19 protein-coding genes are annotated in these 23,629 nt (G+C 61.5%); 15 read left to right on the top strand and 4 right to left on the bottom strand.

Annotation, left to right across the window (positions count from 1 at the left end; genetic code table 11):
* Position 1 precedes the first annotated feature (1 nt).
* Both X757_RS147310 and X757_RS147315 read left to right on the top strand, forming a co-directional pair.
* Positions 2-1,246, top strand: a complete 1,245-nt coding sequence (locus X757_RS147310; RefSeq protein ID WP_023706790.1) for a glycosyltransferase — start codon at positions 2-4, stop codon at positions 1,244-1,246.
* Positions 1,243-2,391 (top strand): glycosyltransferase family protein, encoded by a 1,149-nt coding sequence (locus X757_RS147315; RefSeq protein WP_023706791.1) that lies wholly within the window; start codon positions 1,243-1,245, stop codon positions 2,389-2,391. The genes X757_RS147310 and X757_RS147315 overlap by 4 nt, the downstream gene beginning before the upstream one ends.
* On the opposite strand, the gene X757_RS147320 is transcribed toward X757_RS147315, so the two are convergent.
* On the bottom strand, positions 2,369-3,040 hold the full coding sequence (locus X757_RS147320; protein ID WP_081725482.1) for a class I SAM-dependent methyltransferase: 672 nt from the start codon (positions 3,038-3,040) through the stop codon (positions 2,369-2,371). The genes X757_RS147315 and X757_RS147320 overlap by 23 nt on opposite strands.
* A 266-nt stretch (positions 3,041-3,306) precedes the next feature.
* On the opposite strand from X757_RS147320, the gene X757_RS147325 reads away from it, so the two are divergent.
* The 3 genes from X757_RS147325 to X757_RS147335 all read left to right on the top strand — a co-directional run bounded on the left by X757_RS147325 (position 3,307) and on the right by X757_RS147335 (position 7,489).
* The gene (locus X757_RS147325; RefSeq protein WP_023672145.1) at positions 3,307-6,021 is read left to right on the top strand and encodes an ABC transporter ATP-binding protein; all 2,715 of its coding nucleotides are present in this window, start codon (positions 3,307-3,309) and stop codon (positions 6,019-6,021) included.
* A gap of 34 nt (positions 6,022-6,055) precedes the next feature.
* Positions 6,056-6,523, top strand: coding sequence for a cyclic nucleotide-binding domain-containing protein (locus X757_RS147330; protein ID WP_023672144.1), 468 nt, complete (start codon positions 6,056-6,058; stop codon positions 6,521-6,523).
* 111 nt (positions 6,524-6,634) lie between these two features.
* Positions 6,635-7,489 (top strand): MBL fold metallo-hydrolase, encoded by an 855-nt coding sequence (locus tag X757_RS147335; RefSeq protein ID WP_023692895.1) that lies wholly within the window; start codon positions 6,635-6,637, stop codon positions 7,487-7,489.
* 1 nt (position 7,490) lies between these two features.
* Here the strand turns inward: X757_RS147335 and X757_RS147340 are convergent, their stop codons facing one another.
* Positions 7,491-8,249 carry a polysaccharide deacetylase family protein gene (locus X757_RS147340; protein WP_023685073.1) on the bottom strand — a complete coding sequence of 253 codons (759 nt, stop codon included), beginning with the start codon at positions 8,247-8,249 and terminating at the stop codon, positions 7,491-7,493.
* Positions 8,246-9,334, bottom strand: a complete 1,089-nt coding sequence (locus X757_RS147345; RefSeq protein WP_023726705.1) for a glycosyltransferase family 4 protein — start codon at positions 9,332-9,334, stop codon at positions 8,246-8,248. The genes X757_RS147340 and X757_RS147345 overlap by 4 nt, the downstream gene beginning before the upstream one ends.
* A 74-nt stretch (positions 9,335-9,408) precedes the next feature.
* Here X757_RS147345 and X757_RS147350 point away from each other — a divergent pair, with 74 nt between their 5' ends.
* From X757_RS147350 to X757_RS147380, 7 genes are all read left to right on the top strand, one after another.
* A complete protein-coding gene (locus X757_RS147350) occupies positions 9,409-10,587 on the top strand; it encodes a DUF3095 domain-containing protein (protein WP_031251362.1) in 1,179 nt (392 codons plus the stop codon).
* 303 nt (positions 10,588-10,890) lie between these two features.
* Positions 10,891-12,231, top strand: a complete 1,341-nt coding sequence (locus X757_RS147355) for an adenylate/guanylate cyclase domain-containing protein (RefSeq protein ID WP_023726703.1) — start codon at positions 10,891-10,893, stop codon at positions 12,229-12,231.
* A gap of 151 nt (positions 12,232-12,382) precedes the next feature.
* Complete coding sequence (locus tag X757_RS147360; RefSeq protein WP_023726702.1) at positions 12,383-14,278, top strand: ABC transporter ATP-binding protein; 1,896 nt, start codon at positions 12,383-12,385, stop codon at positions 14,276-14,278.
* A complete protein-coding gene (locus tag X757_RS147365) occupies positions 14,275-16,173 on the top strand; it encodes an ABC transporter substrate-binding protein (RefSeq protein ID WP_023672137.1) in 1,899 nt (632 codons plus the stop codon). The genes X757_RS147360 and X757_RS147365 overlap by 4 nt, the downstream gene beginning before the upstream one ends.
* Before the next feature lie 2 nt (positions 16,174-16,175).
* Positions 16,176-17,174, top strand: coding sequence for an ABC transporter permease (locus X757_RS147370; protein ID WP_023672136.1), 999 nt, complete (start codon positions 16,176-16,178; stop codon positions 17,172-17,174).
* Positions 17,171-18,352 carry an ABC transporter permease gene (locus X757_RS147375; RefSeq protein ID WP_031249370.1) on the top strand — a complete coding sequence of 394 codons (1,182 nt, stop codon included), beginning with the start codon at positions 17,171-17,173 and terminating at the stop codon, positions 18,350-18,352. Before X757_RS147370 ends, X757_RS147375 begins: the two co-directional genes overlap by 4 nt.
* Before the next feature lie 210 nt (positions 18,353-18,562).
* Positions 18,563-19,042 (top strand): class I SAM-dependent methyltransferase, encoded by a 480-nt coding sequence (locus X757_RS147380; RefSeq protein WP_023726700.1) that lies wholly within the window; start codon positions 18,563-18,565, stop codon positions 19,040-19,042.
* A gap of 15 nt (positions 19,043-19,057) precedes the next feature.
* Here X757_RS147380 and X757_RS147385 read toward each other — a convergent pair whose 3' ends face one another.
* Positions 19,058-20,473 carry an adenylate/guanylate cyclase domain-containing protein gene (locus tag X757_RS147385; protein WP_023685078.1) on the bottom strand — a complete coding sequence of 472 codons (1,416 nt, stop codon included), beginning with the start codon at positions 20,471-20,473 and terminating at the stop codon, positions 19,058-19,060.
* A gap of 297 nt (positions 20,474-20,770) precedes the next feature.
* On the opposite strand from X757_RS147385, the gene X757_RS147390 reads away from it, so the two are divergent.
* The 3 genes from X757_RS147390 to X757_RS147400 all read left to right on the top strand — a co-directional run bounded on the left by X757_RS147390 (position 20,771) and on the right by X757_RS147400 (position 23,623).
* The gene (locus tag X757_RS147390; RefSeq protein WP_023706798.1) at positions 20,771-21,592 is read left to right on the top strand and encodes a hypothetical protein; all 822 of its coding nucleotides are present in this window, start codon (positions 20,771-20,773) and stop codon (positions 21,590-21,592) included.
* A gap of 136 nt (positions 21,593-21,728) precedes the next feature.
* Positions 21,729-22,250 (top strand): GNAT family N-acetyltransferase, encoded by a 522-nt coding sequence (locus X757_RS147395; protein ID WP_023685080.1) that lies wholly within the window; start codon positions 21,729-21,731, stop codon positions 22,248-22,250.
* Complete coding sequence (locus X757_RS147400) at positions 22,250-23,623, top strand: hypothetical protein (RefSeq protein ID WP_031251360.1); 1,374 nt, start codon at positions 22,250-22,252, stop codon at positions 23,621-23,623. Before X757_RS147395 ends, X757_RS147400 begins: the two co-directional genes overlap by 1 nt.
* Positions 23,624-23,629: the final 6 nt, after the last annotated feature.

The following is a 23,629-nucleotide window of genomic DNA, read 5'->3' as shown; positions in this document are numbered from 1 at the left end:
GTTGCAACACCGCAAGATCGTCGTGGTTCTGAAGGGCTACCCGCGGCTGTCGGAAACCTTCATCGCGCAGGAGCTGCTCGGTCTGGAGCGTGCGGGGTTGGACCTGATACTTTTCGCGCTCAGGCGGCCGACCGACGCAAAACGTCATCCCGTGCATGACGAGATCAAGGCCCCCGTCCATTATCTGCCGGAATATCTGCACAGAGAGCCGCTGCGCGTGGTTCGATCGCTGTTTGCCTGTCTGCCGCGGCCTGGCTTCTGGCGCGCGCTCAAATCGCTCGCTGCCGATATCCGCCGCGACTTTACGCGCAATCGCGCGCGCCGCTTCGGGCAAGCGCTGGTGCTGGCGGCCGAATGGCCGCAAGATGCCGGATGGCTGCATGCCCATTTCGCGCACACGCCGGCATCGGTGACGCGCTATGCCAGCCAGCTTCGTGGCTTGCCCTGGAGCTGCTCAGCCCATGCCAAGGACATCTGGACGTCGGCGGACTGGGATCTGGCCGGCAAGCTTTCCTCGGCGCGCTGGACGGTCACGTGCACGAAAACCGGCTTCGACCATCTGAAAAAACTCGCCAACGGCAGTTCGTCCGTGCATCTGAGCTATCATGGGCTCGACCTTGACCGCTTCGGCAGTTTCGGCGAGGCGCGAAAACAGCGTGACGGCTCGGCGCCGGCCGAACCGGTCATGATCTTGAGTGTCGGACGCGCCGTTGAAAAGAAAGGCTATGATACGTTGCTGGAGGCTCTTGCCCTCTTGCCTGGCGATCTGGCGTGGTGTTTCGAGCATATCGGTGGCGGCGAGGAACTGAACCGGCTGAAGGCGCTGGCGCAAAGGCTCGGGCTGGAGGGGCGCGTCTCCTGGAAAGGCGCGCTGGCGCAGGAGGAGGTGCTTGAGCACTACCGCAGCGCCGACATCTTCGCTTTGGCCTGCAGGATCACCGCGGACGGCGACCGGGACGGCCTGCCGAATGTTCTGGTGGAGGCGGCCAGCCAGCGGCTTGCCTGCGTGTCGACCGATATTTCCGGCGTGCCGGAACTTTTGTCGTCGGATGAAACCGGGCTGCTGATTCCCTCGGAAAACCCGACTGCCCTGGCACAGGCGCTGGAGCGCCTGATCCGCGATCCCGTCCTGCGCGCCCGCCTCGGCGACGCCGCGGAGCGGCGCGTGCGAAGCAATTTCGACCATGTGGCAGGCATTGGACAGCTCAAGGAACTGTTCGAGCGGGAGTGGCGGGCCGCCGAATGAAGCGGCTGCGCGCTTTCTTCTATGTTCAGCACCTGCTCGGCATCGGCCATCTCGCGCGCGCCAGCCGCATTGCGGCGGCTCTGGTCGATGACGGGTTCGACGTCACCGTCGTGACCGGCGGAGCGCCGATCGCGGGATTTCCGGGATCGGGTGTAAAATCCGTGACCCTGCCGCCTGTCACCTCCGGTGACGAAGGATTTTCCGGACTTGTCGACCTGCAGGGCAAAGCCATCGACGATGATTTCAAGAGGCGGCGCTCAGAGATGCTGCTGCAGGCTTTCCGGGATTACAGGCCCGACATCGTCATTATCGAGGCGTTTCCCTTTGGACGCCGGCAGATGCGTTTCGAACTCTTGCCACTGATCGAGGCCATCGAAGCGACATCGCCCAGACCGCTGCTGGCGGCGTCCGTCCGCGACATCCTTCAGGAGCGCGTGAAGCCGAGCCGAAACGAAGAAACGGTCGATCTCGTCAACAGGCATTTCGATCTTGTCATGGTCCATGGCGATCCGGCTTTCGCAACCATCGACAAGACATTTCCGCTGGCTGGGGCGATCAGGGCCGAGGTCGCCTACACCGGGCTCGTTGCTGCGCCGCCGGCGCAAGCGGCCTCAGAGCGCTTCGACGTTCTGGTGTCGGTTGGCGGCGGGGCGGCCGGAAAGAGCCTTGTCAGATCCACCGTCGCGGCGGCGCGAAATGCCGACAACGCCTGGACATGGTGTTTGATCACCGGCCCAAACCTGCCGAAGGACGAGTTTGACGCGATTTCACGCGATGCCTCCCCACGCCTGTCCATCTTCCGGTTCCGCGAGGATTTCGCCAGCCTGCTGACCGGCGCCCGCCTGTCGGTCTCGCAGGCGGGTTACAACACGGTCTGCGATGTCATGCGCGCGGGGTGTCGCTCGCTGCTCGTTCCATTTGCAGCCGGCGGGGAAACCGAGCAGACGCGTCGCGCTCTGATGCTCGAAGAGCTCGGTCTTGCAACGGTGCTGACGGAACAGGACCTGACGCCTGAAGGTCTGGCGCATGCGATCGAGCAGGCGCTTGCGGGACCGCCGCCAGCCTCGCATCGTCTCGATCTGGAAGGGGCGCGGCGCTCGGCGCAAATCCTGCGCGAGCGCTTCAAACAGTTCCAATCAGCATGAAGCGTGTATAATTTTTTGTCGGCAATTCGCCGGAGAACCTGATCTGCCGCAGCGCCGCCATTGCTTCGAAGGCTGCAAGTGACGCCACGCAGTTGATGTGCGTCGGCTCGCTGAAATAGTCGTTCGACTGCAGCAGCACGTTCGTACCCCGCGGAAGCAGGGCAAGCCAGGCGCTGAGATCGGCTATGTGTTCGCAGCTCGTATTGACCACCAGGTCGGGTCGGCCGGCGCCATAGTCGAGTGCGTACATATCTGCCGTCAGTGCTTGAAACCGCTCGCCGGCTTGCCGGTTGAGTGTCCGGGCGACCGCGCCGACTTCGGGATCGATGTCGATGCTGTCGATCGCCCCGATGTCGAAGCGGGCGTCGTTGAAAAGCATCGCCGGCAATACGCCGTACCATCCACCCAGAACCCATATGCGTTCGAACCGGCCGCCGTCGCTTTCGAACAGCCTGTCGAGCGCCCACATCTTGCAGGCGACCTGCTTGTGGTTGAAGGCATTGGCGATATCGGCCTGCGGATGCTTGGCGATGACGCGCGCCAGCCCGGCCACGAGAGGGTGGTCGACATAGGCGGCAATTCCCCGCGTGAGGTCCAGGGCTTGCTCATGCCCACCCATGCCGGCATTGCGTGGTTGCGTGACATCCATCATATTCGTCTTCTATGTTGGGATTTCGGGCGACACAACGCAATCTTGCCTCTTGCAAGCCTGTTCGACTTGCGGACGCGACTGTGCCGCAACCCGTTTCGCCATTGACCGGAGGAGGCCGATTGCATTTGTCCGGACCATCGGCGCCCATCCGCCTGGCGCGCAGCTGCCGCTTTGAGCTCGTCGTTGGCGGCGAAGACATGGCCGATACACCATTTGCCAGCAGGTGCCTTTACATTCCGCATCCTTCAAACTGACAATCGCATATGGAAACCAGCCTAGCCCGCTATATCTGGACGCACACCAGGAAGCAGCAGCTCTGGATATTGATGATCGTCGTGCTTTCGATGGTCCCGTATTTCATGTCGTTCGACCTGCCGAAGCTGATCGTCAACGGCCCGATCCAGGGCAAGGGGTTCGAGCAACCGGGCGCGACCCTGCCATTCATGCGGTTGCACTATAACCTGCCGTTCATCGGCGAGGTCCAGTTCTTCTCCGGTTTTCAACTGGACCGCACCTCCACCCTGCTTGCGCTCAGCCTTGTGTTCCTCTTGCTGGTCGTCATCAACGGCTTGTTCAAGCTCTACATCAACACTTACAAGGGCCGGCTCGGCGAACGCATGCTGCGGCGTATTCGTTTCGATCTGGTCGATCGTGTGCTGCGGTTTCCGCCGGTTTACTTCAAGCGGGTGAAATCCGCCGAAGTGGCGACCATGGTGAAGGACGAGGTGGAGCCGCTGGGCGGCTTCATTGGCGATGCCTTCCTGCAGCCGGTGCTGCTCGGCGGCCAGGCGCTGACGGCCATGCTGTTCATCATGGTCCAGAACGTCTGGCTCGGAATGATAGCGGTCGTGATCGTGGCGATCCAGATCGTGCTTATCCCGCGAATGCGGCGGCGGCTGCTCGTGCTCGGGCGCCAGCGGCAGTTGACGGCGCGCGCGCTTTCAGGCCGGGTTGGCGAAATCGTCGACGGCATCGGCGCGGTTCACGTCCACGATACGTCGAACTACGAGCGCGCCGACATAGCAGCCCGGCTCGGGCTCATCTTCAAAATCCGCTTCGATCTTTACCAATGGAAATTCATGGTAAAGTTCCTCAACAATTTTCTCGCGCAGCTCACGCCCTTTCTGTTCTACATGATCGGTGGCTATCTGGTCATCCAGGGGCGGCTGGATGTCGGCCAGCTCGTGGCCGTGATTGGCGCCTACAAGGACTTGCCCGGACCGATGAAGGAACTGATCGACTGGGATCAGGACCGGCAGGATGTCCAGGTCAAATATCAGCAGGTCGTCGAACAGTTCACCGTCGAGAATATCATCGCGCCGGAAATCGGAGCACTGACGATCGACGATCCCGATCCGATGACCAAGCCGCTGTCGGCGATCAGCCTGTCGATAGCCGACGATGGCGGCGCAATGCTCCTCAATCGCATCTCGCTCGAGGTCAAGCCGGGTGAGACGGTGGCGCTGGTCAGCACCGCAACAGGGGGAGCGGAGGCGCTTGCGGAAGCCTTTGCGCGGCTGACCTGGCCGGATAGCGGAAGGATCGTTTCGGGCTCCGATGACTTGCTCGATCTCCCCGAAGCCGTGACCGGCCGGCGCATGTCCTACGCTTCGTCGGATGTTTTCCTGTTCCAGGCAAGCCTGCGCGACAATTTGCTCTACGGGTTGAAGCATGCGCCGCTGACATCGGTGACATATGACGGCGCCGCGGCGGACCAGCACCGTTGGAATATCGACGAGGCGCGCCGGTCGGGCAATCCGGATCTCGATATCCGCAGCGACTGGATCAACTATGCCTCCGCCGGCGCCACCGGCCCGCACGACCTCTTTGAAGCCGTGCGCCGGGTGCTCGACGCGGTTCTTCTGTCGCGCGACATTCTGGATCTTGGCTTGCGCTCTTCGGCCGACCTCAAGCGCCACACGAAGCTCGCCGGGCGGATCGTCGAACTGCGTGCGGCGCTGCGAACCCGGTTGGAGGAAGAAGGCCTGAGCGCGCTGGTGGTTCCTTTTGAACCGGGCGCCTACAACAAGGAAGCGACGATCGGCCAGAACCTGCTCTTCGGCGCTGCGGCCGGCCCCGAACTGGCTCACAAGGCACTGGCGTCCAATCCCTATTTTGCTTCCGTGCTGAAGCAAGCCGGCCTCGACCGCACGCTCTACGAAATGGGCATGGAGATCGCCGAACAGGCGATCGAGCTGTTTGCCGACCTGCCGCCCGAACACCAGTTCTTCCAGCAGCTCGCCTTCATGAGCGCCGAGGAGATACCCGCCTACGAAACCTTGCTGCAACGGCTCAAGAATCGCCCCTACGATGCGGTTTCGGAGAACGACCGCGCCATGATGGTCACCTTAAGCTTTGCCTATATCGAGCCCCGGCATCGCTTCGGCCTGTTGACCGACGAGCTGATGAGCAAGATCATCGCTGCACGCAACCAGTTCTATGAAAACCTGCCGGCCGAGCTGGAGAAAGCTGTCGAACGGTTTGATCCTGCCAAATACATCGCCGCGGCCACCGTCATGGACAACGTCCTGTTCGGGCGTGTCGGCAACAACCATCCCGACGCGCCGGACCGTATTCGCTCCATCGTCTATGATATTCTTGACGAACTGGGACTTTATGCCGAGCTTCTGGATGTCGGCCTGGACTTCAACGTCGGCGCCGCCGGCAGGCGGCTGACCGGCGGACAGCGACAGAAGCTCGATGTTGCCCGCGCCTTGCTCAAGCGTCCCGATTTCCTCATTCTCAATCGGCCGCTGTCGGCGCTCGACCAGCGCGTGCAGGACAAAGTGTTGCGGAATGTGCTCGACGAAGCCAGACGCGACGGCCATTCGCCGGCAATTGTGTGGGTGGTGACGAATCCGGCAATGGCGGCGATGTTCGATCGGGTTGTGGTCTTTGACTCAGGCCAATTGGTGGAAGACGGAACACACGAGACACTCTTGGCGGGAAACGGTATCTTCAAGGAACTTGTGTCATAGTCTGGCAAACGCGAATTCAGGAAGGTTTGCGACAATGCTGCTCAAGGATGAAGTTGGAATGCTGCAACGCGTTCCCTTGTTCTCTGGCATCGAGCCGACAAAGCTCAAGCTGCTCGCGTTCACGTCCGATCGCGTGAACTACAGTGCCGGCCAGATTCTTTTCCGGCAGGGCGACGAGGCAGACGCCGCCTATGTCATCCTTTCGGGCAGCGCGGATATTCTGGTCGATTCCGACAATGGGCCGATCAAAGTTGCTGAATTGCTGCCAAATTCGATCGTTGGCGAGATTGCCATATTGTGCAACAGCTCCCGTACTGCCACCGTCAAAGCGGCAAGTGAGCTGGAGGCCTTGAGAATCCGCAAGGACCATTTCCTGAGGCTTATGAAGGAGTTTCCCGAAATGACCATCGAGATATTGCGGGTTCTTGCCGATAGGCTAAGCAGTACGACCGCGGACCTGATCGACGCACGAACGGCCGAGAGCGATTCACAGTTGCACTAAAGCGGCGAGCCGCTCTGTTTCTTTGTTTTGATGCAGTTTCCGGAACCGTGTCACACCTTTCCTGGAACGACTCTGGCAGCAGTTGGTTGGCTACGATGGGCGAAAGGGTGCATGGACGACGATTTCTTCCTTGTCAGGTTTTGGGGCGTGCGCGGCAGCATTGCGGTGTCGGGGCCAGAATTTGCTCGCTATGGCGGCAACACGATCTGCATCGAGATGCAATGCGGCAAGCATACGCTTCTGTTCGACGCGGGCTCCGGCTTGCGGCCTGCCGGCAGGACGCTTCGGGCGGCGGGCGTCACCGATTTCGACCTGTTTTTCACCCATTGCCATTACGATCACATCATCGGGCTGCCGGCTTTCAAGCCTATTTATGAACGAGGCATCAAAGTTACGCTTTGGTCCGGGCATCTGGCTGGACGCATGACGACGCGGCAGATGGTCGATGAATTCATTCGGCCGCCATGGTTTCCGGTGACACTCGGTGTCTGCAAGGCGAGCCTCGACTGCCGCGATTTCGCATCCGGAGACCTGCTTCGGCCACGCGAAGGAGTTGTTGTACGAACCGGTAGTCTTACCCATCCGGGCGGCTGCATCGGCTACCGGGTCGAATGGGGGGGCCGCGTCGTGGCGGTCATCACAGACACCGAGCACGAGCCGGGCAAACTCGACCAGGCGGTGCTCGGCCTGATCAGAGATGCCGACCTCGTCATTTACGACTGCACCTACACCGAGGAGGAAATGGAGCGCTACCGCGGCAACGGGCACTCGACATGGCAACAGGGCGTCAAGCTCTGCGAGGCGGCCGGCGCGCGCGGGCTTGCGCTGTTTCACCACGATCCGGCACGCACCGACGATGAGCTGGACGAGATGGAGAAACTGGCCAAGGACAGGTTTGCCGGCGCTTTTGCGGCGCGGGATGGCCAGACGCTCACATTCCCAACTTCAGTGAACAAAAAGCGCTGAGCTATTTTCCGGCGCTGCGTTCGGTCAATGTGCTGATCGGAAGCCATGCGCAGGCTTCGGTCCGCGCGGTGATCGTGAACAGCCGTTCGAGGAAAAGCCATGCCGATTCATCATGGACGAGATGGTGGGTGAGCAGGCCGACCGGTTCGCCGCCGTCGAATGCACGCTGCAATTGCGCGACGATGGCCTGAACCAACAGACCATGATCGCGGCAGCCGCGCGTGCCATGCCAATCCATGATGTCGACATTGCTGTTGATGACCGCCAAGGAAGCCGGCCTTGGCGGCCCGAACACCGACAATGCCGCAAATCCTATCGATCCGAGGTCGGGTACCAGGCCGGCGTCGATCCGGTTCCAGGGCGGCACCAGCATCGGAACCGCACGTGCGCCGTGCAGGCCGGTTACACGCGACAGCCCGCCGGCCAGCTCATCCAGCACCACCTCGCGTGGCCGATGCGCGCCGAGCTCCTGCTTTTTTTGACCCTCGGGCGCATGATTTCGGTGCGCCCAGCCATGAATGGCGACCGTGGCATGCGGCGCGGCGTCAAGCCGGACGACAAGCTTCCCGTCGGTCTGGGCCGGAATGACGGCCAGAGTGACCGGAACCGCGAAGTCACCGGTGAGGTCGAGCAACCGATCGAGCGCCGGCGTCGGATCCACGGCGTCGTCGTCGCGCAGCCAGAACTCTGCCTTGCGGCCCCACCGTTGCCGATGCGCCAGCTCGTCCACCAGAGGCTGCCAAATCGGGTCGGACGTCATGACAACGGGATCATCTTGAGAAGTTCCGCCAGACGGGCCTTTGCAGCACCGAGAGAGCGTTCTTCGAGAACGAAACGTCTGGCCTCTGCAGCCATGATGGTTCTTTCGTCATTATTGGCCAGAAGCCTTGCGATGGCCGAAGCGAACGCCCCCACATTGCCCGGCGGGGTGAGAAACCCGGTCTGGCCATGCCGCACGACCTCCGGCACGCCGGCAATGTCCTGAGCCACCACCGGAAGGCCGGCGGCCTGTGCTTCAAGATAGGCAATGCCATAGGCCTCGCCGTAACCCGGCCAGACGTAGATTCCCCCGCGATAAAGGACATCCGGCACGGCGGCAGGCTCGATGGCGCCAAGCCATTCGATACGGTCGGCGGGCAAGCCGGCGAATTGCGCCTTTACCTCGTCACGGGCAGGTCCGTCCCCGACGACCGATAGCGTCCAGGGGAGATGGCCGATCAACCCGAGCGCCTGCGCCAGCATGCGATAGCTCAAGACCTTGTCGCCCGGGCGCATCATGGCGACGGTCACGAGGCGCGTCGGATAATCCAGTACCGGCATTTCGTGGAATGCCGATGTGTCGATGAAGGGTGAAAGCATACCGAGAGCGGCGTGGGGGACAGCATCCGCCAGCCCCTGGCGATCCCTTTGCGTGAAGCAGATGTTCAGCGCCGCCTGTTCGATGGCTCGCGCGACCAATGCTTGGCTATCGGCCCACGAACCGGCGTTGCGCCGTTCGGAATAGGAGGCTTCGGCCGTCACATAGGGGACGGCAAAGGCCAACGCCAGCTCGGGCCCGATCAGGTCGGGCGCCTTGTAGTAGGGATGATAGGAGAACCAGAGATCGGGCTTGCCGTCACGGTCCCAAAGCCTTGTCAGTCGCGCGGCTTCGTCCCGGGCCTCGATCATGAGCGCATCGAAACTTTTCGGTTCCGGCTGGCGTAGATAGAAGCGCAACTCCGATGCCAGTTCGACGCTATGCCCGCCATGCTGCAGCGCCTGGACCAGCATCCGTGCCATCTGGCGGTCGCCGGAGACAACGGGATGATTGGGCGACTTCAGCGGGGCGTAGAAGGCAATTCGCATCGCGCGATCCTATCATCGCAAAGCCTGCCCAAGTCAATTTCGAGGCATGATCGACTTCACCTTCAAGCGCTGGAATGTGCTATCTGATGCTTATGGAAACAGCTGTCGCGTCCGACCCGTTCGTCGCTTCTTTGCCGGTCTTCGCAAAGTTCGAAAGCGTTGCCGATATCGACAACTATCGGCCTCTCCCCGATGGCTGGGCGCTGGCCACCGCCGACATCGTCGGCTCGACCAAGGCGATCGAAGCCGGGCGCTACAAAACCGTCAATATGGCCGGCGCCAGCGTCATTTCGGCGCTGCTCAATGCACTGGGCCGGCAAGATCTTCCCTTCGTCTTCGGCGGCGACGGCGCGCTCGTGGCGTTTCCCGGCTCGGCGCTGGAGATCGCCCGTAACGCGCTGGCTTCTGTCCAGAGATGGGTGGCGGACGAACTGGACCTGACCTTGCGTGCCGCAATCGTGCCGATAAAGGACATAAGAGCGCAAGGCCTCGACGTTCGCGTGGCGAGGTTCCAGGCCTCCGAAGCAGCCTTCTATGCCATGTTCGCCGGCGGCGGCGGCAGTTGGGCGGAAGCCGAAATGAAAGCCGGGCGCTACCGCGTCGACCCCGCCCCGGCCGGCGCGCGGCCGGATCTGACCGGCCTCTCCTGCCGCTGGAACCCGATCGAAGCCCGGCATGGCGAAATTGTCTCGATCATAGCCGTGCCCGGGGCATCGCGCGACTTGCGTGGTTTCCAGTTTCTGGCTTCCGACATCATCGCCCTTGCCGGCAGGCAGGAGCGCGATGGCCACCCGGTGCCGGTGGACGGTCCGGCCTATAGTCTCTTGCCCGCCGGTCTCGATGTCGAGGCACGGGCCACGGCGCCGCCGGGGCGGCGGTGGCTGGCCAAGCTGTGGGTGACCTTCCTGATGACGCTTACGGCCGTCACCGACAAATTGGGCTGGACGATCGGCGGTTTCGACCCGAAGGTCTACAAGCGCGAGGTGGCCAGCAATTCGGATTTCCGCAAGTTCGACGACGGCTTGAAGATGACCATCGACGTCGACGCGGATGTGTTGCAGCGGATCGAGAACCGGCTGAAACAAGCGGAAGAGGCCGGCATCTGCAACTATGGCCTGCACCGCCAGAAGTCGGCCTTGATGACATGCCTCGTCATCTCGCCGCTGCAGCGCGATCATGTTCACTTCATCGATGGCGCCGCCGGCGGCTATGCAATGGCTGCCGCAAGCCTGAAGGCGAAGGCGCCGGTCTGATGACGGCTTGGGGAATCGATTTTCCGCAATGCGCCGCGGCCATGGTTCTTGGGACCCGGCGAGCCCGACGGTGCCTGAGCCGACCAATTATTTGCGCGATGTCAGGATCGGGATTGCACTTCGCCGGCAGCCTCGCCACATAGTGTTGCAGGTGATTTGTGCGGTCGACGTCTGCTTGCTTCCTGCAAGGACAGTCATTCGGGATATTCTTCGCCGGCTTCTGCCCCCGAAGCCGGCTTCATTGACTTCGAGAATTTTGCGGATCAAAGGAGATGGCTCGTCTTCGACGGGTTTCGAGATAGCATGAGCACAGCGCAAACAGAAATTTCCAACATTCTCATGGATAAGGTTGCCGATTGGCTGACCCAATCGGCGCTGGCGGGCGACGACCTGGAAACATTGGTCAAGGGTTTTTGTGAACGGCTGGCTGCTGCCGGCCTGCCGCTGAAGCGGGTGCATTTGAGCTTTTCGATGCTGCATCCGCTTTATGACGCGCTCGGTTTCACCTGGATTCGCGGCCAAGGCCTGGAAGTGGAAGGCTTCCGGAGTGAGAACGGCGTCCATTCCGACAGATTCCTGACCAGCCCATACTACCATCTGCTCAGCAACAAGCTCGACCATCTGCGGCGCCGGCTCGACCCGTCGGTGCGGTCGGAGTTTCCTGTTTTCGATGAGCTCAGGCTTATGGGCGTCACCGATTACATGGCTTTCGTCCATCCCTTCAACGGCGATACAAGTCAGGGCATGTTGGGGTCCTGGTCCACCGACAGTGCTTCAGGCTTCAGCGACAGCATGATTTCGGCGCTGCTGCGGATCCAGAACCATCTCGCTATAGCAAGCAAGATGGCGGTGCTCACCAAGCTCGCCGACAACATGATGACCACGTATCTCGGCGGTGACGCCGGCAGGCGCGTGCTGGACGGCCAGATCAAGCGCGGCGAGGGCGACACAATCCGGGCCGCGCTGGTGATGGGCGATATGCGCGGGTCGACAAGGCTCGCCGAAACCTCCGGCCGCGAAGTCTATATCGATACGCTGAACCAGTTTTTCGATGCCATCGCAGCACCTTTCAATCGCAAAGGCGGGCAGATCATGAGTTTCCTGGGGGATGGATTCATTGCCGTCTACCCCTGCGAAAGGCACCGGGCGCAGTCAGAGATCGCCTGCCAGGCTGCTCTTGCGGCTGCGCACAAGGCCAGCATGCGCATGATGGAGCTCAATCTGCGCAGAAAAGAGCAAGGACTGGGCGACATAAAATTTGGTATCGGCCTTCATGTCGGCAATGTGATGTTCGGCAATGTCGGGCTTACCGACCGACTCACATTCTCCGTCTTCGGCTCGGCTGTAAACGAGGTCCAGCGTCTCCAGACCCTGACTAAGAAATATCCGCACAGCGTTCTCGCCAGCAAGGACTTCGCCGGCTATTGCGGGGCCAACAGCTGGCTGACGCTCGGCGAGGAGGAACTGGCGGGCAGCAAGCAGAAGCTGACGGTGCTTTCACCCGATCTGTCGGGTGCTCTCGCACTCGATGAAGACGCTGCGCTGCAGCCGTTTCACGATCGGATATCGGACGCCGAGCAGGTCATGCTGCTTCATCGCGATGCCGCGCGGCTGTCGGCGGGCGACCGGAGGAAGCTCCAGTAGTCACCACCATCCGATCTGGACGCCCTGGTATGCTGTCCGGCCGCCGGTCGCCGGGGAATTCGTTTCGAATCCACGTTGCTCTGCGCTGACAATGCGCTAGTCTTGCTTTTTGGGGCCGGTCGGGAGGCGCCAGATTGGGGCTGGTGTGGGAATGGATGCAGGCGTTGATCTGCTGCGGATCGAGGATGTTGGCATCTCTTTTGCCATTGTCGGGGGACCGTTGCATGCCGTCAGGCGGGCAAATCTTCGCGTCCTGCCCGGCAAGGTCACCGCGCTTGTCGGTGAGTCCGGTTCCGGAAAATCGGTTCTCAGCCAGGCCGTGATGGGCATCTTGCCGAACACGGCCCATGTTCGCGGCCGTATCCTGTTTTCCGATCCCAAAAAGCCCGGCACGACGCAGGATATCCTGCAGATGCCGCGAGACGGACCCGAAATCCGGGCGTTGAGAGGCAGCCGCATCGGCAAGATCTTTCAGGAGCCGATGACATCGCTGTCGCCGCTGCACACGATCGGCAACCAGGTCAGCGAATCCCTGCAGATTCATACGCACATGGACCGGACGGAGCGCAAGGCACGGACCGAGGAAATGCTCGGCCTCGTCGGGTTTCCCAATCCCAAGCACGCCTACGACATGTATCCGTTCGAACTTTCGGGAGGATTGCGGCAACGCGCCATGATCGCCATGGCGCTTATCTGCCGGCCCGCTCTGTTGATCGCCGATGAGCCGACAACGGCGTTGGACGTCACCATCCAGGCGCAAATCCTGCAATTGCTTCGTGGACTCCAGACCAAGCTCAACATGGCAATGCTGCTGATCACACACGACCTCGGCGTGGTTGCCAATGTCGCCGACGAGGTGGTGGTCATGTACCATGGCGAGATCATGGAAGCGGGCCCTGTGGAGGCAATATTCCGCCGGCCAGGCCACCCTTACCTGAAGGGCCTGATGGCAGCCGTCCCGCATTTCGACCTGAAACCTGGCGAAAGGCTGAAGGCGCTCCGCGAGGTGCCGGTGAATGTCGGGACCCTGCTGGGCAAGCAGACGGCGCCGGAAGCGAAGGGGCCGGACGACATTCTGCTGTCGGTCAGGGATCTGAAAAAGGTCTACACCATCCGCAACTCCGGATGGTTCGGCGGGAGCCATCAGACCTCAGTTCGCGCCGTGGACGGCGTCAGCTTCGACATCAGGCGAGGTGAGTGCCTGGGCCTGGTTGGCGAAAGCGGCTGCGGCAAAACCACCGTCAGCAAGATCCTGATGCGGGCCGTCACCCCTACCGGCGGCTCCGTGATCTTCAACGGCCGCGACGGACCGATCGACGTCCTGGAAGCCGAGGGAGACGCCCTGCGCTTGCTGCGGGCGAAACTCCAGATGGTTTTCCAGGATCCGGTCTCGTCGCTCTCGCCTCGCATGACCGTGGAAAACATCTTGAGCGAGCCGCTGGAAATCCATCAACGTGGCAATGCCGCGTCCCGGCTAGCCACAGTCAAGAGCCTGATGCAGGCAATCGGGCTCGATCCGCGCTTCATCCAGCGTTATCCCCACAGCTTCTCCGGCGGGCAGCGTCAGCGTATCGGCATTGCGCGCGCCTTGGCGCTGGGGCCTGAACTGCTGATCTGCGACGAGCCGGTTTCGGCGCTCGATGTCTCCGTGCAGGCGCAGATCCTGAACCTTCTGAAGGACCTGCAGAAGGAACTGGGCCTGACCTACCTGTTCATATCCCACAATCTCGCGGTGGTGGACTACATGGCGGACCGCATCGCGGTGATGTGCGGCGGGCGTATCGTCGAGCTTGCACCGCGCGAAATTCTGCTCAGGAAACCGATCCACCCCTACACGCGCTCGCTGCTCGCCGCAGTCCCCTTCCCCGATCTCGACCGGCCGATGGATTTCAAGACGCTGAAGCTCGGCGGCGCTTCCGACACCAGCGCATGGGGCCCGCAATTCCGCGACGAGGGCGAAGAGGATATGCTGTCGCCGCTCGATCTCGGCGGCGGCCATCTCGTGCTGGCCCGACGTTCGGCCGATGTCAGCGAGTTACGCCATTGATCAGCCGCCGCACTGTCCTTGGTCTCATGGCTTCGGCATTTCTGCCGGGCACGGCGCGCGCCGGCGATCTGGAGCCGGATTTTCTTCAGCCGCAGCTGAAAGCCAGGGCTCTGCCGCCACTCGCGGAGCGCCTGCCCAAAAGCCCGCGCGCGTTGAACCTCGCGGCGATGGGCCGGCAGCCCGGCCAGTATGGCGGCACGCTGCGTACGATCATCGGCAGCCAGAAAGATATCCGGATGATGACGATCTACGGGTATTCCCGGCTGGTCGGCTATGACGAAAAGCTTAACTTTCAGGCCGACATTCTCGAAAGTTTCGACGTAAAGGATGATCGCGTCTTCACGTTCAAGATTCGTGAAGGCCATAAATGGTCAGACGGCAGCCTGCTGACGCCGGAGGATTTTCGTTATTGCTGGGAAGATGTCTGGCTGAACGATGAGCTTTCGCAAGGGGGGCTCGCCCCTGCCCTGCTGGCGGACGGCAAGCCGCCACGTTTCGAGATCGTCGATCCGTTGACGGTGCGCTACAGTTGGGACGCGCCCAATCCCGACTTCCTGCCCAAACTTGCCGCTGCTTCGCCGACACCGCTTGTTTTGCCAGCCGCCTATCTCAAGCAGTTCCACAAGAAATATCAGGATCCATTCCGGCTCGCCGGCCTGATGAAGGAGAACCGGACCGCAAAATGGACGCTGCTGCACATCCGCATGTCGCGGCAGTATCGCCCGGAGAACCCGGATCTGCCGACACTCGACCCCTGGCAGAACCGGACCAAGCCGCCGGCCGAGCAGTTCATCTTCGAGCGCAACCCGTTCTTTCATCGAACAGACGAGAACGGCCGGCAACTGCCCTATGTCGACCGGATCATCATGAATGTCAGCTCGTCGGCGATCATCTCCGCCAAGACCGGTGCGGGCGAGAGCGACCTGCAATGCATGGGAATCGACTTCAGCGATTACTCCTTCCTGAAGGACGCGGAGAAGCGCTACCCGGTGAAGATGCATCTGTGGAAACGCACACAGGGTTCGCGGCTGGCGCTCATGCCCAATCTGAATTGTGCCGACCCGGTGTGGCGTGGCCTTTTGCGTGACGTGCGCGTGCGCCGCGCACTTTCGCTCGCTGTGGACCGGCGCGAGATCAACATGGCCGTCTTCTACGGATTGGCGCAGGAAAGCGCCGATACGGTCTTGCCGGAGAGCCCGCTCTACCGGCCGGAATTCGCGAAAGCCTGGGTCGCCCACGATCCCGACCAGGCCAATGCACTGCTTGACGAGGTCGGGCTTCAGGCCCGTGACGATGACGGCCTGCGGCTACTTCCCGATGGACGCCCGGCGCAGATCATCGTGGAAACGGCCGGCGAAAGCACGCTGGAAACCGATGCGCTCGAACTCATCACCGATCACTGGCGCAAGATCGGCATCGCTTTGTTCATCCGGACTTCGCAGCGCGACATCTTCCGCAGCCGTGCGCTTGGCGGCCAGATCCTGATGTCGATGTCGTCGGGCATCGACAATGGCGTGCCGACCGCCGACATGAATCCATACCAGCTGGCCCCCACCATCGACGACCAGCTGCAATGGCCGCTCTGGGGCGCTTACTATCTGTCGCATGGCAAGATGGGTGAGGCACCCGATGTTCCTGAAGTCGTTGAGTTAATGGCTTTGCTCAAGCGCTGGAACGGGTCGACCGAATCCAGCGAGCGCGCCGAAATCTGGAACTCGATGCTGTCGATCTACACCGATCAGGTGTTCTCTATCGGTACGGTGAACGAAACACTTCAGCCGATTCTGGTATCGTCGCGGCTGCGCAACCTGCCTGACAAAGCACTCTACGGCTACGACCCGACCTCCTATTTCGGTGTCTATTTGCTGGACACATTCTGGCTTGGAGGCTCCTGAGCGTGCTTCGATATCTTGTCTGGCGCATCGCCGTGATGGTTCCAACGCTGCTGGTCATATCGGCGCTGGTGTTCACCATCATCGAACTTCCACCGGGCGACTATTTCGACAGCTATGTCGCCGAGCTTCGGGCCCAGGGCGAAGCGGTAGATTCCGACCGCATCCAGATGATGCGCAAGGAATATGGTTTCGACCAGCCGCCGGTCATTCGCTACTTCTACTGGGTGGGCGGGATGCTGCACGGCGATTTCGGCTATTCCTTCGAATATGAGCTGCCGGTTCGCGACGTCGTCGGCGACCGAATGTGGCTGACCGTGCTGGTTTCCTTCGTCACGATCATCTTCACCTGGCTCATCGCCTTTCCGATAGGCATGTACTCCGCCACGCATCAATACAGCTGGGGCGACTACGGCCTGACTTTCTTCGGCCTTCTCGGCCTTGCCATTCCGAATTTCATGCTGGCGCTGATCCTGATGTATTTCGCCAACATCTGGTTCGGCACCTCCATCGGCCATCTCATGGACCAGCAATATCTCGGCGAGCCGATGAGCTGGGCCAAGGCGAAGTCGATCCTCGCCCATCTCTGGATCCCGGTCCTGATCATCGGCACCGGCGGCACGGCGAGCATGATCCGGCGGCTGCGCGCCAATCTGCTCGACGAACTGCACAAGCAATATGTCGTGACGGCGCGCGCCAAAGGCCTTCATCCGTTCAAGGCGCTGGTCAAATATCCGCTGCGCATGGCACTCAACTTCTTCATTTCCGACATCGGCTCGATCCTGCCGGCCATCATCTCCGGCGCTGAGATCACGGCTATCGTTCTGTCTTTGGAAACGACCGGGCCGATGCTGATCAAGGCGCTGCAAAGCCAGGATATGTATCTGGCAGGGTCATTCCTGATGTTCCTCGCCTTCCTGACGGTTATCGGCGTGCTGATTTCCGACCTGGCGCTGGCGCTGCTTGATCCACGAATTCGTTTGCAGGGTGGCAGCACCAAATGAAGCAGGACTCGCCGCTGCCCGCTCCGGGTGCTCCACTGCAACACTACATTTCCGGCGCGCCCTTCGACCTGCAGTCGGTCGAGGCGATGACGCCGGAGCAATCGAAGGTCTTTCAGGCATCGCAGTTGCGGCTGATGTGGTGGAAATTCCGCAAACACCGGCTTGCACTTATATCCGGCATATTCCTGGCAGTGCTGTATTCCGGGATACTGATCTGCGAGTTCCTGGCGCCCTACAATCTGCACTCGCGCAACATGGACTACATCTATGCGCCCCCGCAGCACGTGCATCTGTTCCACAATGGCGAGTTCGTCGGGCCGTTCGTCTATGGCCGCCAGATGACGCTGGATATGGACACGCTCAAGCGGAACTACATCGAGAACCACGACGAAGTTCAGCGGCTCCGTTTCTTCTGCCAGGGCGACACTTATCGGTTCTGGGGCCTGATCGAAGGTGACAGGCATTTTGTCTGTCCTGCCGAAAACGGGCAGCTGTTTCTGGCCGGCACCGACAGGCTGGGGCGCGACGTGCTCTCGCGCATGATCTATGGCGCACGCATTTCACTGACTATCGGCCTCGTCGGCATCAGTTTCAGCTTCCTGCTCGGCATCGTCATCGGCGGACTGGCCGGCTATCACGGCGGTATCTTCGACCTGATCGTCCAACGGATAATCGAAGTCCTGCAATCGATTCCCAGCATTCCGCTATGGCTGGCCCTGGCGGCGATCATGCCGATAACCTGGAGTCCGATCCTGATCTATTTCGGCATCACCGTCATCCTCGGGCTGCTCGACTGGACCGGACTGGCGCGCGCCGTGCGTTCAAAGCTTCTGGCCTTGCGCGAGGAGGATTACGTTCTGGCGGCGCAATTGATGGGCGCCGGAAGCAGCCGCATCATCAGGCGGCATCTCATTCCCGGCTTCATGTCGCATCTGATCGCGACGGCGACGCTCTCCATCCCTGGCATGATCCTGGGCGAAACGGCGCTGAGCTTCCTCGGGCTCGGCCTGAGAGCGCCGATCACCAGCTGGGGCATCCTGCTCACAGAGGCGCGCAGCGTCAGCGTGATCGCGTTCTATCCATGGCTGCTTTTGCCGATGCTGCCCGTCATCCTCGTCATCATGGCGTTCAACTTCCTCGGCGACGGCTTGCGGGACGCCGCGGACCCCTACAAGTGAGATCGCCATTCCGCCACGCATAGTGCCGCCGACGCCACCCGGAATGTCGCTTGCCGGCCTCCTGTACGGTTGTTGCACTGTTTATTGTCCGCCCCTATATGTGCCGACTCGCAATCGAGCTTAGCGCGTCAGCTTCGGGATTCACCCGTGAACAATTCTTGTCGCGGGCGTTACCGATCTCTTGATCTGGTTCAGGACACACAATCGCATATGAGTCGCCTCGATAATTTCATCAGCAGGATGACCGCGCAGCGCGACATTCTCAATCGAATCTGCCCCGAGGTGGCGAAGATGGAGGGGCTTGTGCTTGAGCTCGGCCTCGGCAATGGCCGGACATTCCACCATCTGCGCGAGCTTCTGCCCGGGCGCCGGATCGTGGTGTTCGACCGCGAAGTTGGCGCGCACACTAGCTCAATTCCCGAAGCTGAAAACCTCGTGCTCGGCGAAATACGCGAGACGGGCCGCAAGTTCATTGGCATCGAAGCCGCCCTTGTTCATGCCGACATCGGCACCGGCTATGACGATCGCGATGCAGTGACCGCTACCTGGCTTCCCGATCTGATTGCGAGCCTGCTTCGCGTCGGCGGCTTCGCGGTCAGTGGCACGCCGCTCGATCACCCGCTGCTGCAACAGCTCCCGGCGCCCACTTCGGAGCCCGCCGACCGTTATTTCCTCTGCAAGCGCGTGTGAGCGGTAGAGAACTCTTCAGGGGATCGTATAAACCGCAATCTCCCGCTCGATGCCGCGCAGCGAGACCTCGTGCGGCACGGGCGTCAGCGCGTTCCTGTGCAACAAATCGGCAGTGAGATTGTCGTCGACCACCGCACGCGTGGCGAAGATCGCCTGTGCGTTGGCGAGGTTCTGGACCCGCGAAGCAATGTTGACCGTCTGGCCGAAATAATCCTGCCGCTCGTTCATGGACACGGCTATGCAGGGGCCGGCATGAACACCGATCTTGAGCAGAAGGTCCTCGCGCCCGCTTTTGTCATTGAGCGCCCGCATGGCGTCGCGCATCCGCAGCGCCGCGGCAATCGCACGGTCAGGCGTCGCGAAGGTCGCCATCACCGCATCGCCGATCGTCTTCACAACCGCGCCTGCCTCCGCCGCGACGATCTCGTGCAGAACCTGGAAATGCTCGCGCACGAGATCGAAGGCTGAAAGATCGCCCACCCGCTCGTAAAGCTCGGTCGATCCGCGCAAATCGGTGAACAGGAAGGTCAGGCTGGTGATCTTCAGGCGCTGGTTGATGTCGAGCGTATCCGTGCGATAGAGATCCCGGAACGTCTGGTTGGTGAGCAGGCGCTTGGCGGTCACGAAGGGCCGGCGCTTGCCCAGGAAATCATGCAATACCGGGCAGGCGATGAAGACCGTCGGCAGCACGCGCGTGTCGGTCCTGTTTTCCAGCGAAATGCGCAATGGGCCGGGCTGCATCTCCAGCGTCTGGCTCTGGACATGGTCGCGGTCGAAGGCCAGAGAGAGGTTTCGCCGCTCTTTTGCCGGTTCGCCCTTCGCGTCGATGAACTGGGCCGAATGTGTGACCGGCTCGAAGACGATGATGAATTGGGGCGGAAGCTGGATGTGCAGAACCGCCTTTTCACCGGGCGCAAGCTCGATATCTTCCAGCGAGAACGCTTCCATCTTTTCCGCCAGATCCTCGTCCGGCAGATCGGCCCCGGACGCCCAGTAGATCTGGCGGTAATATTCCACCAACGGCAGTTCGTGTGGATTGTGGGCGGCAATCCTGCGCACACGGGGACTGACGGTGAATGTCACCTCGACCATCTCGTCGAGTGTCGGCGAATAGCCCTGGGAGCACAGCGCGCAGGTGTATTCGTCCTTCTGCATGGTTTTCAGCGTGGCGTTGGTGTCGAGCACGCCGCCACAGCCGGGGCACAGAACATTCCAGGAAATGTCGAAGATGCCCACCCGCGCCGCATGGAGAAAGGCGCTTATGGTGCGTTCCTCGTCGAGGCCATGCTTGCTGGCGAAGGCGAGCGCATTGATGCGGCAAAGTTCGCGGTCCTTGCCCTCGGCGATGGTTTGCCGGATTGCGTCGATTGCCTGCGGATCGACATCGGTCGATTGCCGCAGAAGCGAGAACAGATCCTGAGCTTCGGTCATCGTGCAGGCTCCGGAAATTGCGCCGCTAGAGCATGATGCCGAAAAGTGTGAAGCGGTTTTCGGACGACATCATGCTCTTCCTGATTCAGAGGCGGATTCAGATTTCAGGTCGGACAGACCTGAAATCATCCGGCTCTAGGCGTGTTGGCCGGACCGATCTTCGACCCGAACGCTCCATCATACTGCTAAACGGACCGGACGGCCATTCGAATGGACAAGCCTGGTGACAGGTCAATTTCCATTTGTTGAATTCCAAACTATGATAGCCCATGGGGCATTCATCTCTGGGGTTTCTCCATGCCGACACGCGACAACCCGCCATTTCCGGCGGCCCTGCGCCTTTTCTCGGCGGGGGTCATCATCGTCCTGATCGTCGGGGCCGGCCTGTTTTTCGCGCCTGCGCTGGTCAAGCCGCGCTGGCCCTGGGCCGTCACGCCGTTCAATGCCCGCTTCCTCGGCGGCTTCTACACCGCCGAAATGGCAGTGATGGCGGCGCTGCTGGTCTGGAATCGCTGGTCGCCCGGCAGGCTCGTGCTGGTCATGGCCTTCATCTTCACCGTCATCGTGTCGGCGGCTTCGTTCATCAATCTCGGTTATTTCAACTTCGAGCGCAAAGCCCCCTGGCTCTGGTTTCTGGTCTATCTTGCGTCAGCCGCGGTATCCGGGCTGTTCCTGTGGCGGGCAAGGGCCCGCCCTTCTGCAAAAGGCGTGATCTTGAACCCCGCATGGCGCGCCTACCTACCGGTGGAAATGACGATCCTCGGGGCCTACGGCGTCGGCCTGTTGCTGTTTCCCCTGACATTCGGTGGCTTCTGGCCATGGCCGATCGATGCCTTCCACGCCCAGGTCTACAGCGCCATCTTCCTCGCGGGTGCAGGCGGCACCTATCTCGTCTGGAGAAGTGCGCCGCGTGAGGAATTGCTGGTGCTCGGCCTGGCGCAGTTTCTGGTTGGCCTGCTTGCCGTCCTTGGCCTCGTCATCACCGACGCCGCCGTGCACCGGATCGACTGGACGGCGGCCGGGACATTGTGCTGGCTCGCCCTTTTCGGCTGGATCGGCGTCAGCGGTATCCTCAAACTCTACGCCGCCCCCCGGCATTTTGCCGCGCAATCGGCATAGGTCGCAGAGACGGCTGGATTTTCAGGTGACGTCCGGTGCATCGTGCCGGGCATATTGCCTCTGTCCTTTGTTCTGACGCAATTCCGGACGGAAAACCGCTCACACTTTTCCTGGAATTGCTGTAGCCGGAAAAGCCATGACCAGCACGACCTCCTTATCCGAGAAAATCCAGCCGCAGCTCCGGGCTGTCCGGCCAAGCGATGCCGAGGCGCTGTGCGCTATCTTCAATATGCCGGGCTTCCGCTGGGGCACGCTCAGGATGCCGTTCGAGATGGTGGAGCAGGTGGAGCGGCGCATCGCCAAGTCCGGCCCGGAAACCACCTGGATCGTTGCCGAGTTGGACGGCAAGGTTGTCGGCCACGGCAGCCTGGTCGCGCAGGGTTCGCCGCGCCGCTCGCATATCGGCGAGATCAATATCGGCCTTGACGATGGTTTTGTCGGCAGAGGCATCGGCTCTGCCATCCTAGGCGCGCTGCTTGACGTGGCCGACAATTGGCGCGCCCTTAAGCGGGTCGAATTGACTGTCTATGCCGACAACGAACCGGCCATCCGTCTCTACACAAGCCATGGCTTCGAGGTCGAAGGCCGGCATGTGAAGGCCGGTTTTACCGACGGGCAGTACCACGACCTCCTGAGCATGGCCCGGCTGCGGTTCTGATGACCGCCGTCCCTGCCCTTGCCCCTCCGGTGGACATTTTGGCCGTGCTGTCGCTGCTCTGCCCGGAGGTCGTGCGTGACATCGAGCAGAACTGGAATGCACCGGTTTCCGATTATGCCCGCCATCTGTGGCGGCCGGTGGCAAGGCCTGGATCGGCCCCGTCGATTGCTGCCCGCTCGATCCTGCGCGACGTCCTGCAGCAGCGCCTCGGTGCGATCGTGCAGCCTGAAGCGATCGGCAAGGCCCTCGACGAATTCGACCACAGACCGGTTATCCAGTCCGGCCTGCACTGCCTGCTTCTGATGGATCGCATCACCTTCGATGCCCTGCTGCTTGCCTGGCTCGGCGCGGTCGAAAACGGGCTGTCGGCTTTTTTCTGCTTCATGGGAACGACCATGACCATGGAGACAACCGGCCGGGAAGGGCCGGGATGGCTCGATGTCGGCGACGACAAGGTCAATTTGTTTGGCATGGGGCGCCACAAACTGTGCCGCAAAAGCGCCTGCGCGGCCGGTCCCGTCGCCCTCAACGGGCGCGCGCTCGAAACGGTGGGCAATGAGACGGATGCCAGAAGCTGGCTGGGCACGCTGCTTGCCAGCCAGGACAAGGTGTTTGCAACCGCCGCCGATGCGCTGACAGAACTCAACGAGGATCTGGTCGCCGATTGGGATCGTTCCGGCATGGCTCGGCCGGTTTTCATCGATGATAGGCTGGCCGCGACTGTCGTGTCGCGGCATCTGGAAGATGAAGGCAGCCTTCTTTCCAGGCTGCTCCTCGAGCCCGCAAGGCGCCGGCGTCTCGACCATGCCTTGCAAGAAGCCGCATCGGGCCCATTTGGCAGGTTCCTGCCCAATGCCACGGACTATTTCTGGGGCATCCGCGAGCAGCGCGTGCGCAAGCTCGTCCTCGAGAACGGGCGGCTGATCGAGCCTGACAGGCCGCATGGTCTTTCCATCCCGTTCGAGCGGCCGCATCTCCAGCAGGCACTGCTGGACGGCCTGCTTTTGCCGGACTTGTTCCTGATGTTCCTTGCCCTTGCCATATTGCCGCGCGTGCGGGTTGTGGGCGGCCTGAGACAGATTGGCTATGTCGCGCTTTTCCACTCGATCCTGCTGGCTGCGCTTGATGAAAACGCGCCAGAAGAGCGCGATCTGGCCGCCGAGCTGCAGGTTCGGGAAAATGCCTGGGGCATGCGGGTCATCGATGAAAAGATCTCGGTCCGCGAGCAGCTTGCCGGACTGCCGGAAGGGGCGCTGTTCCCGGACCTGCTGCGGCAATACCGGTTGCGGACATTTGCCGAGACGACCGATGACCTGAAACTGGTTCGCGAAAACGCCCGATGGCGCAAGATCGGCCGGGCCTCGGGCCTCTGATCCGGC

The organism is Mesorhizobium sp. LSHC412B00 (genome assembly GCF_000503035.1).
GTDB lineage: Bacteria > Pseudomonadota > Alphaproteobacteria > Rhizobiales > Rhizobiaceae > Mesorhizobium.
Note: the sequence above shows the minus strand (reverse complement) of the source record. Positions and strands in the feature narration are given on the sequence as shown.

Coding starts and splice junctions, on each gene's coding strand:
- X757_RS147325 (WP_023672145.1), top strand. CDS start 3,307: ATGGAAACCAGCCTAGCCCGCTATATCTGGACGCACACCAGGAAGCAG.
- X757_RS147360 (WP_023726702.1), top strand. CDS start 12,383: ATGGATGCAGGCGTTGATCTGCTGCGGATCGAGGATGTTGGCATCTCT.
- X757_RS147380 (WP_023726700.1), top strand. CDS start 18,563: ATGAGTCGCCTCGATAATTTCATCAGCAGGATGACCGCGCAGCGCGAC.
- X757_RS147330 (WP_023672144.1), top strand. CDS start 6,056: ATGCTGCTCAAGGATGAAGTTGGAATGCTGCAACGCGTTCCCTTGTTC.
- X757_RS147345 (WP_023726705.1), bottom strand. CDS start 9,334: ATGCGAATTGCCTTCTACGCCCCGCTGAAGTCGCCCAATCATCCCGTT.
- X757_RS147340 (WP_023685073.1), bottom strand. CDS start 8,249: ATGACGTCCGACCCGATTTGGCAGCCTCTGGTGGACGAGCTGGCGCAT.
- X757_RS147355 (WP_023726703.1), top strand. CDS start 10,891: ATGAGCACAGCGCAAACAGAAATTTCCAACATTCTCATGGATAAGGTT.
- X757_RS147350 (WP_031251362.1), top strand. CDS start 9,409: ATGTGCTATCTGATGCTTATGGAAACAGCTGTCGCGTCCGACCCGTTC.
- X757_RS147395 (WP_023685080.1), top strand. CDS start 21,729: ATGACCAGCACGACCTCCTTATCCGAGAAAATCCAGCCGCAGCTCCGG.
- X757_RS147315 (WP_023706791.1), top strand. CDS start 1,243: ATGAAGCGGCTGCGCGCTTTCTTCTATGTTCAGCACCTGCTCGGCATC.
- X757_RS147320 (WP_081725482.1), bottom strand. CDS start 3,040: ATGGATGTCACGCAACCACGCAATGCCGGCATGGGTGGGCATGAGCAA.
- X757_RS147390 (WP_023706798.1), top strand. CDS start 20,771: ATGCCGACACGCGACAACCCGCCATTTCCGGCGGCCCTGCGCCTTTTC.
- X757_RS147375 (WP_031249370.1), top strand. CDS start 17,171: ATGAAGCAGGACTCGCCGCTGCCCGCTCCGGGTGCTCCACTGCAACAC.
- X757_RS147400 (WP_031251360.1), top strand. CDS start 22,250: ATGACCGCCGTCCCTGCCCTTGCCCCTCCGGTGGACATTTTGGCCGTG.
- X757_RS147335 (WP_023692895.1), top strand. CDS start 6,635: ATGGACGACGATTTCTTCCTTGTCAGGTTTTGGGGCGTGCGCGGCAGC.
- X757_RS147385 (WP_023685078.1), bottom strand. CDS start 20,473: ATGACCGAAGCTCAGGATCTGTTCTCGCTTCTGCGGCAATCGACCGAT.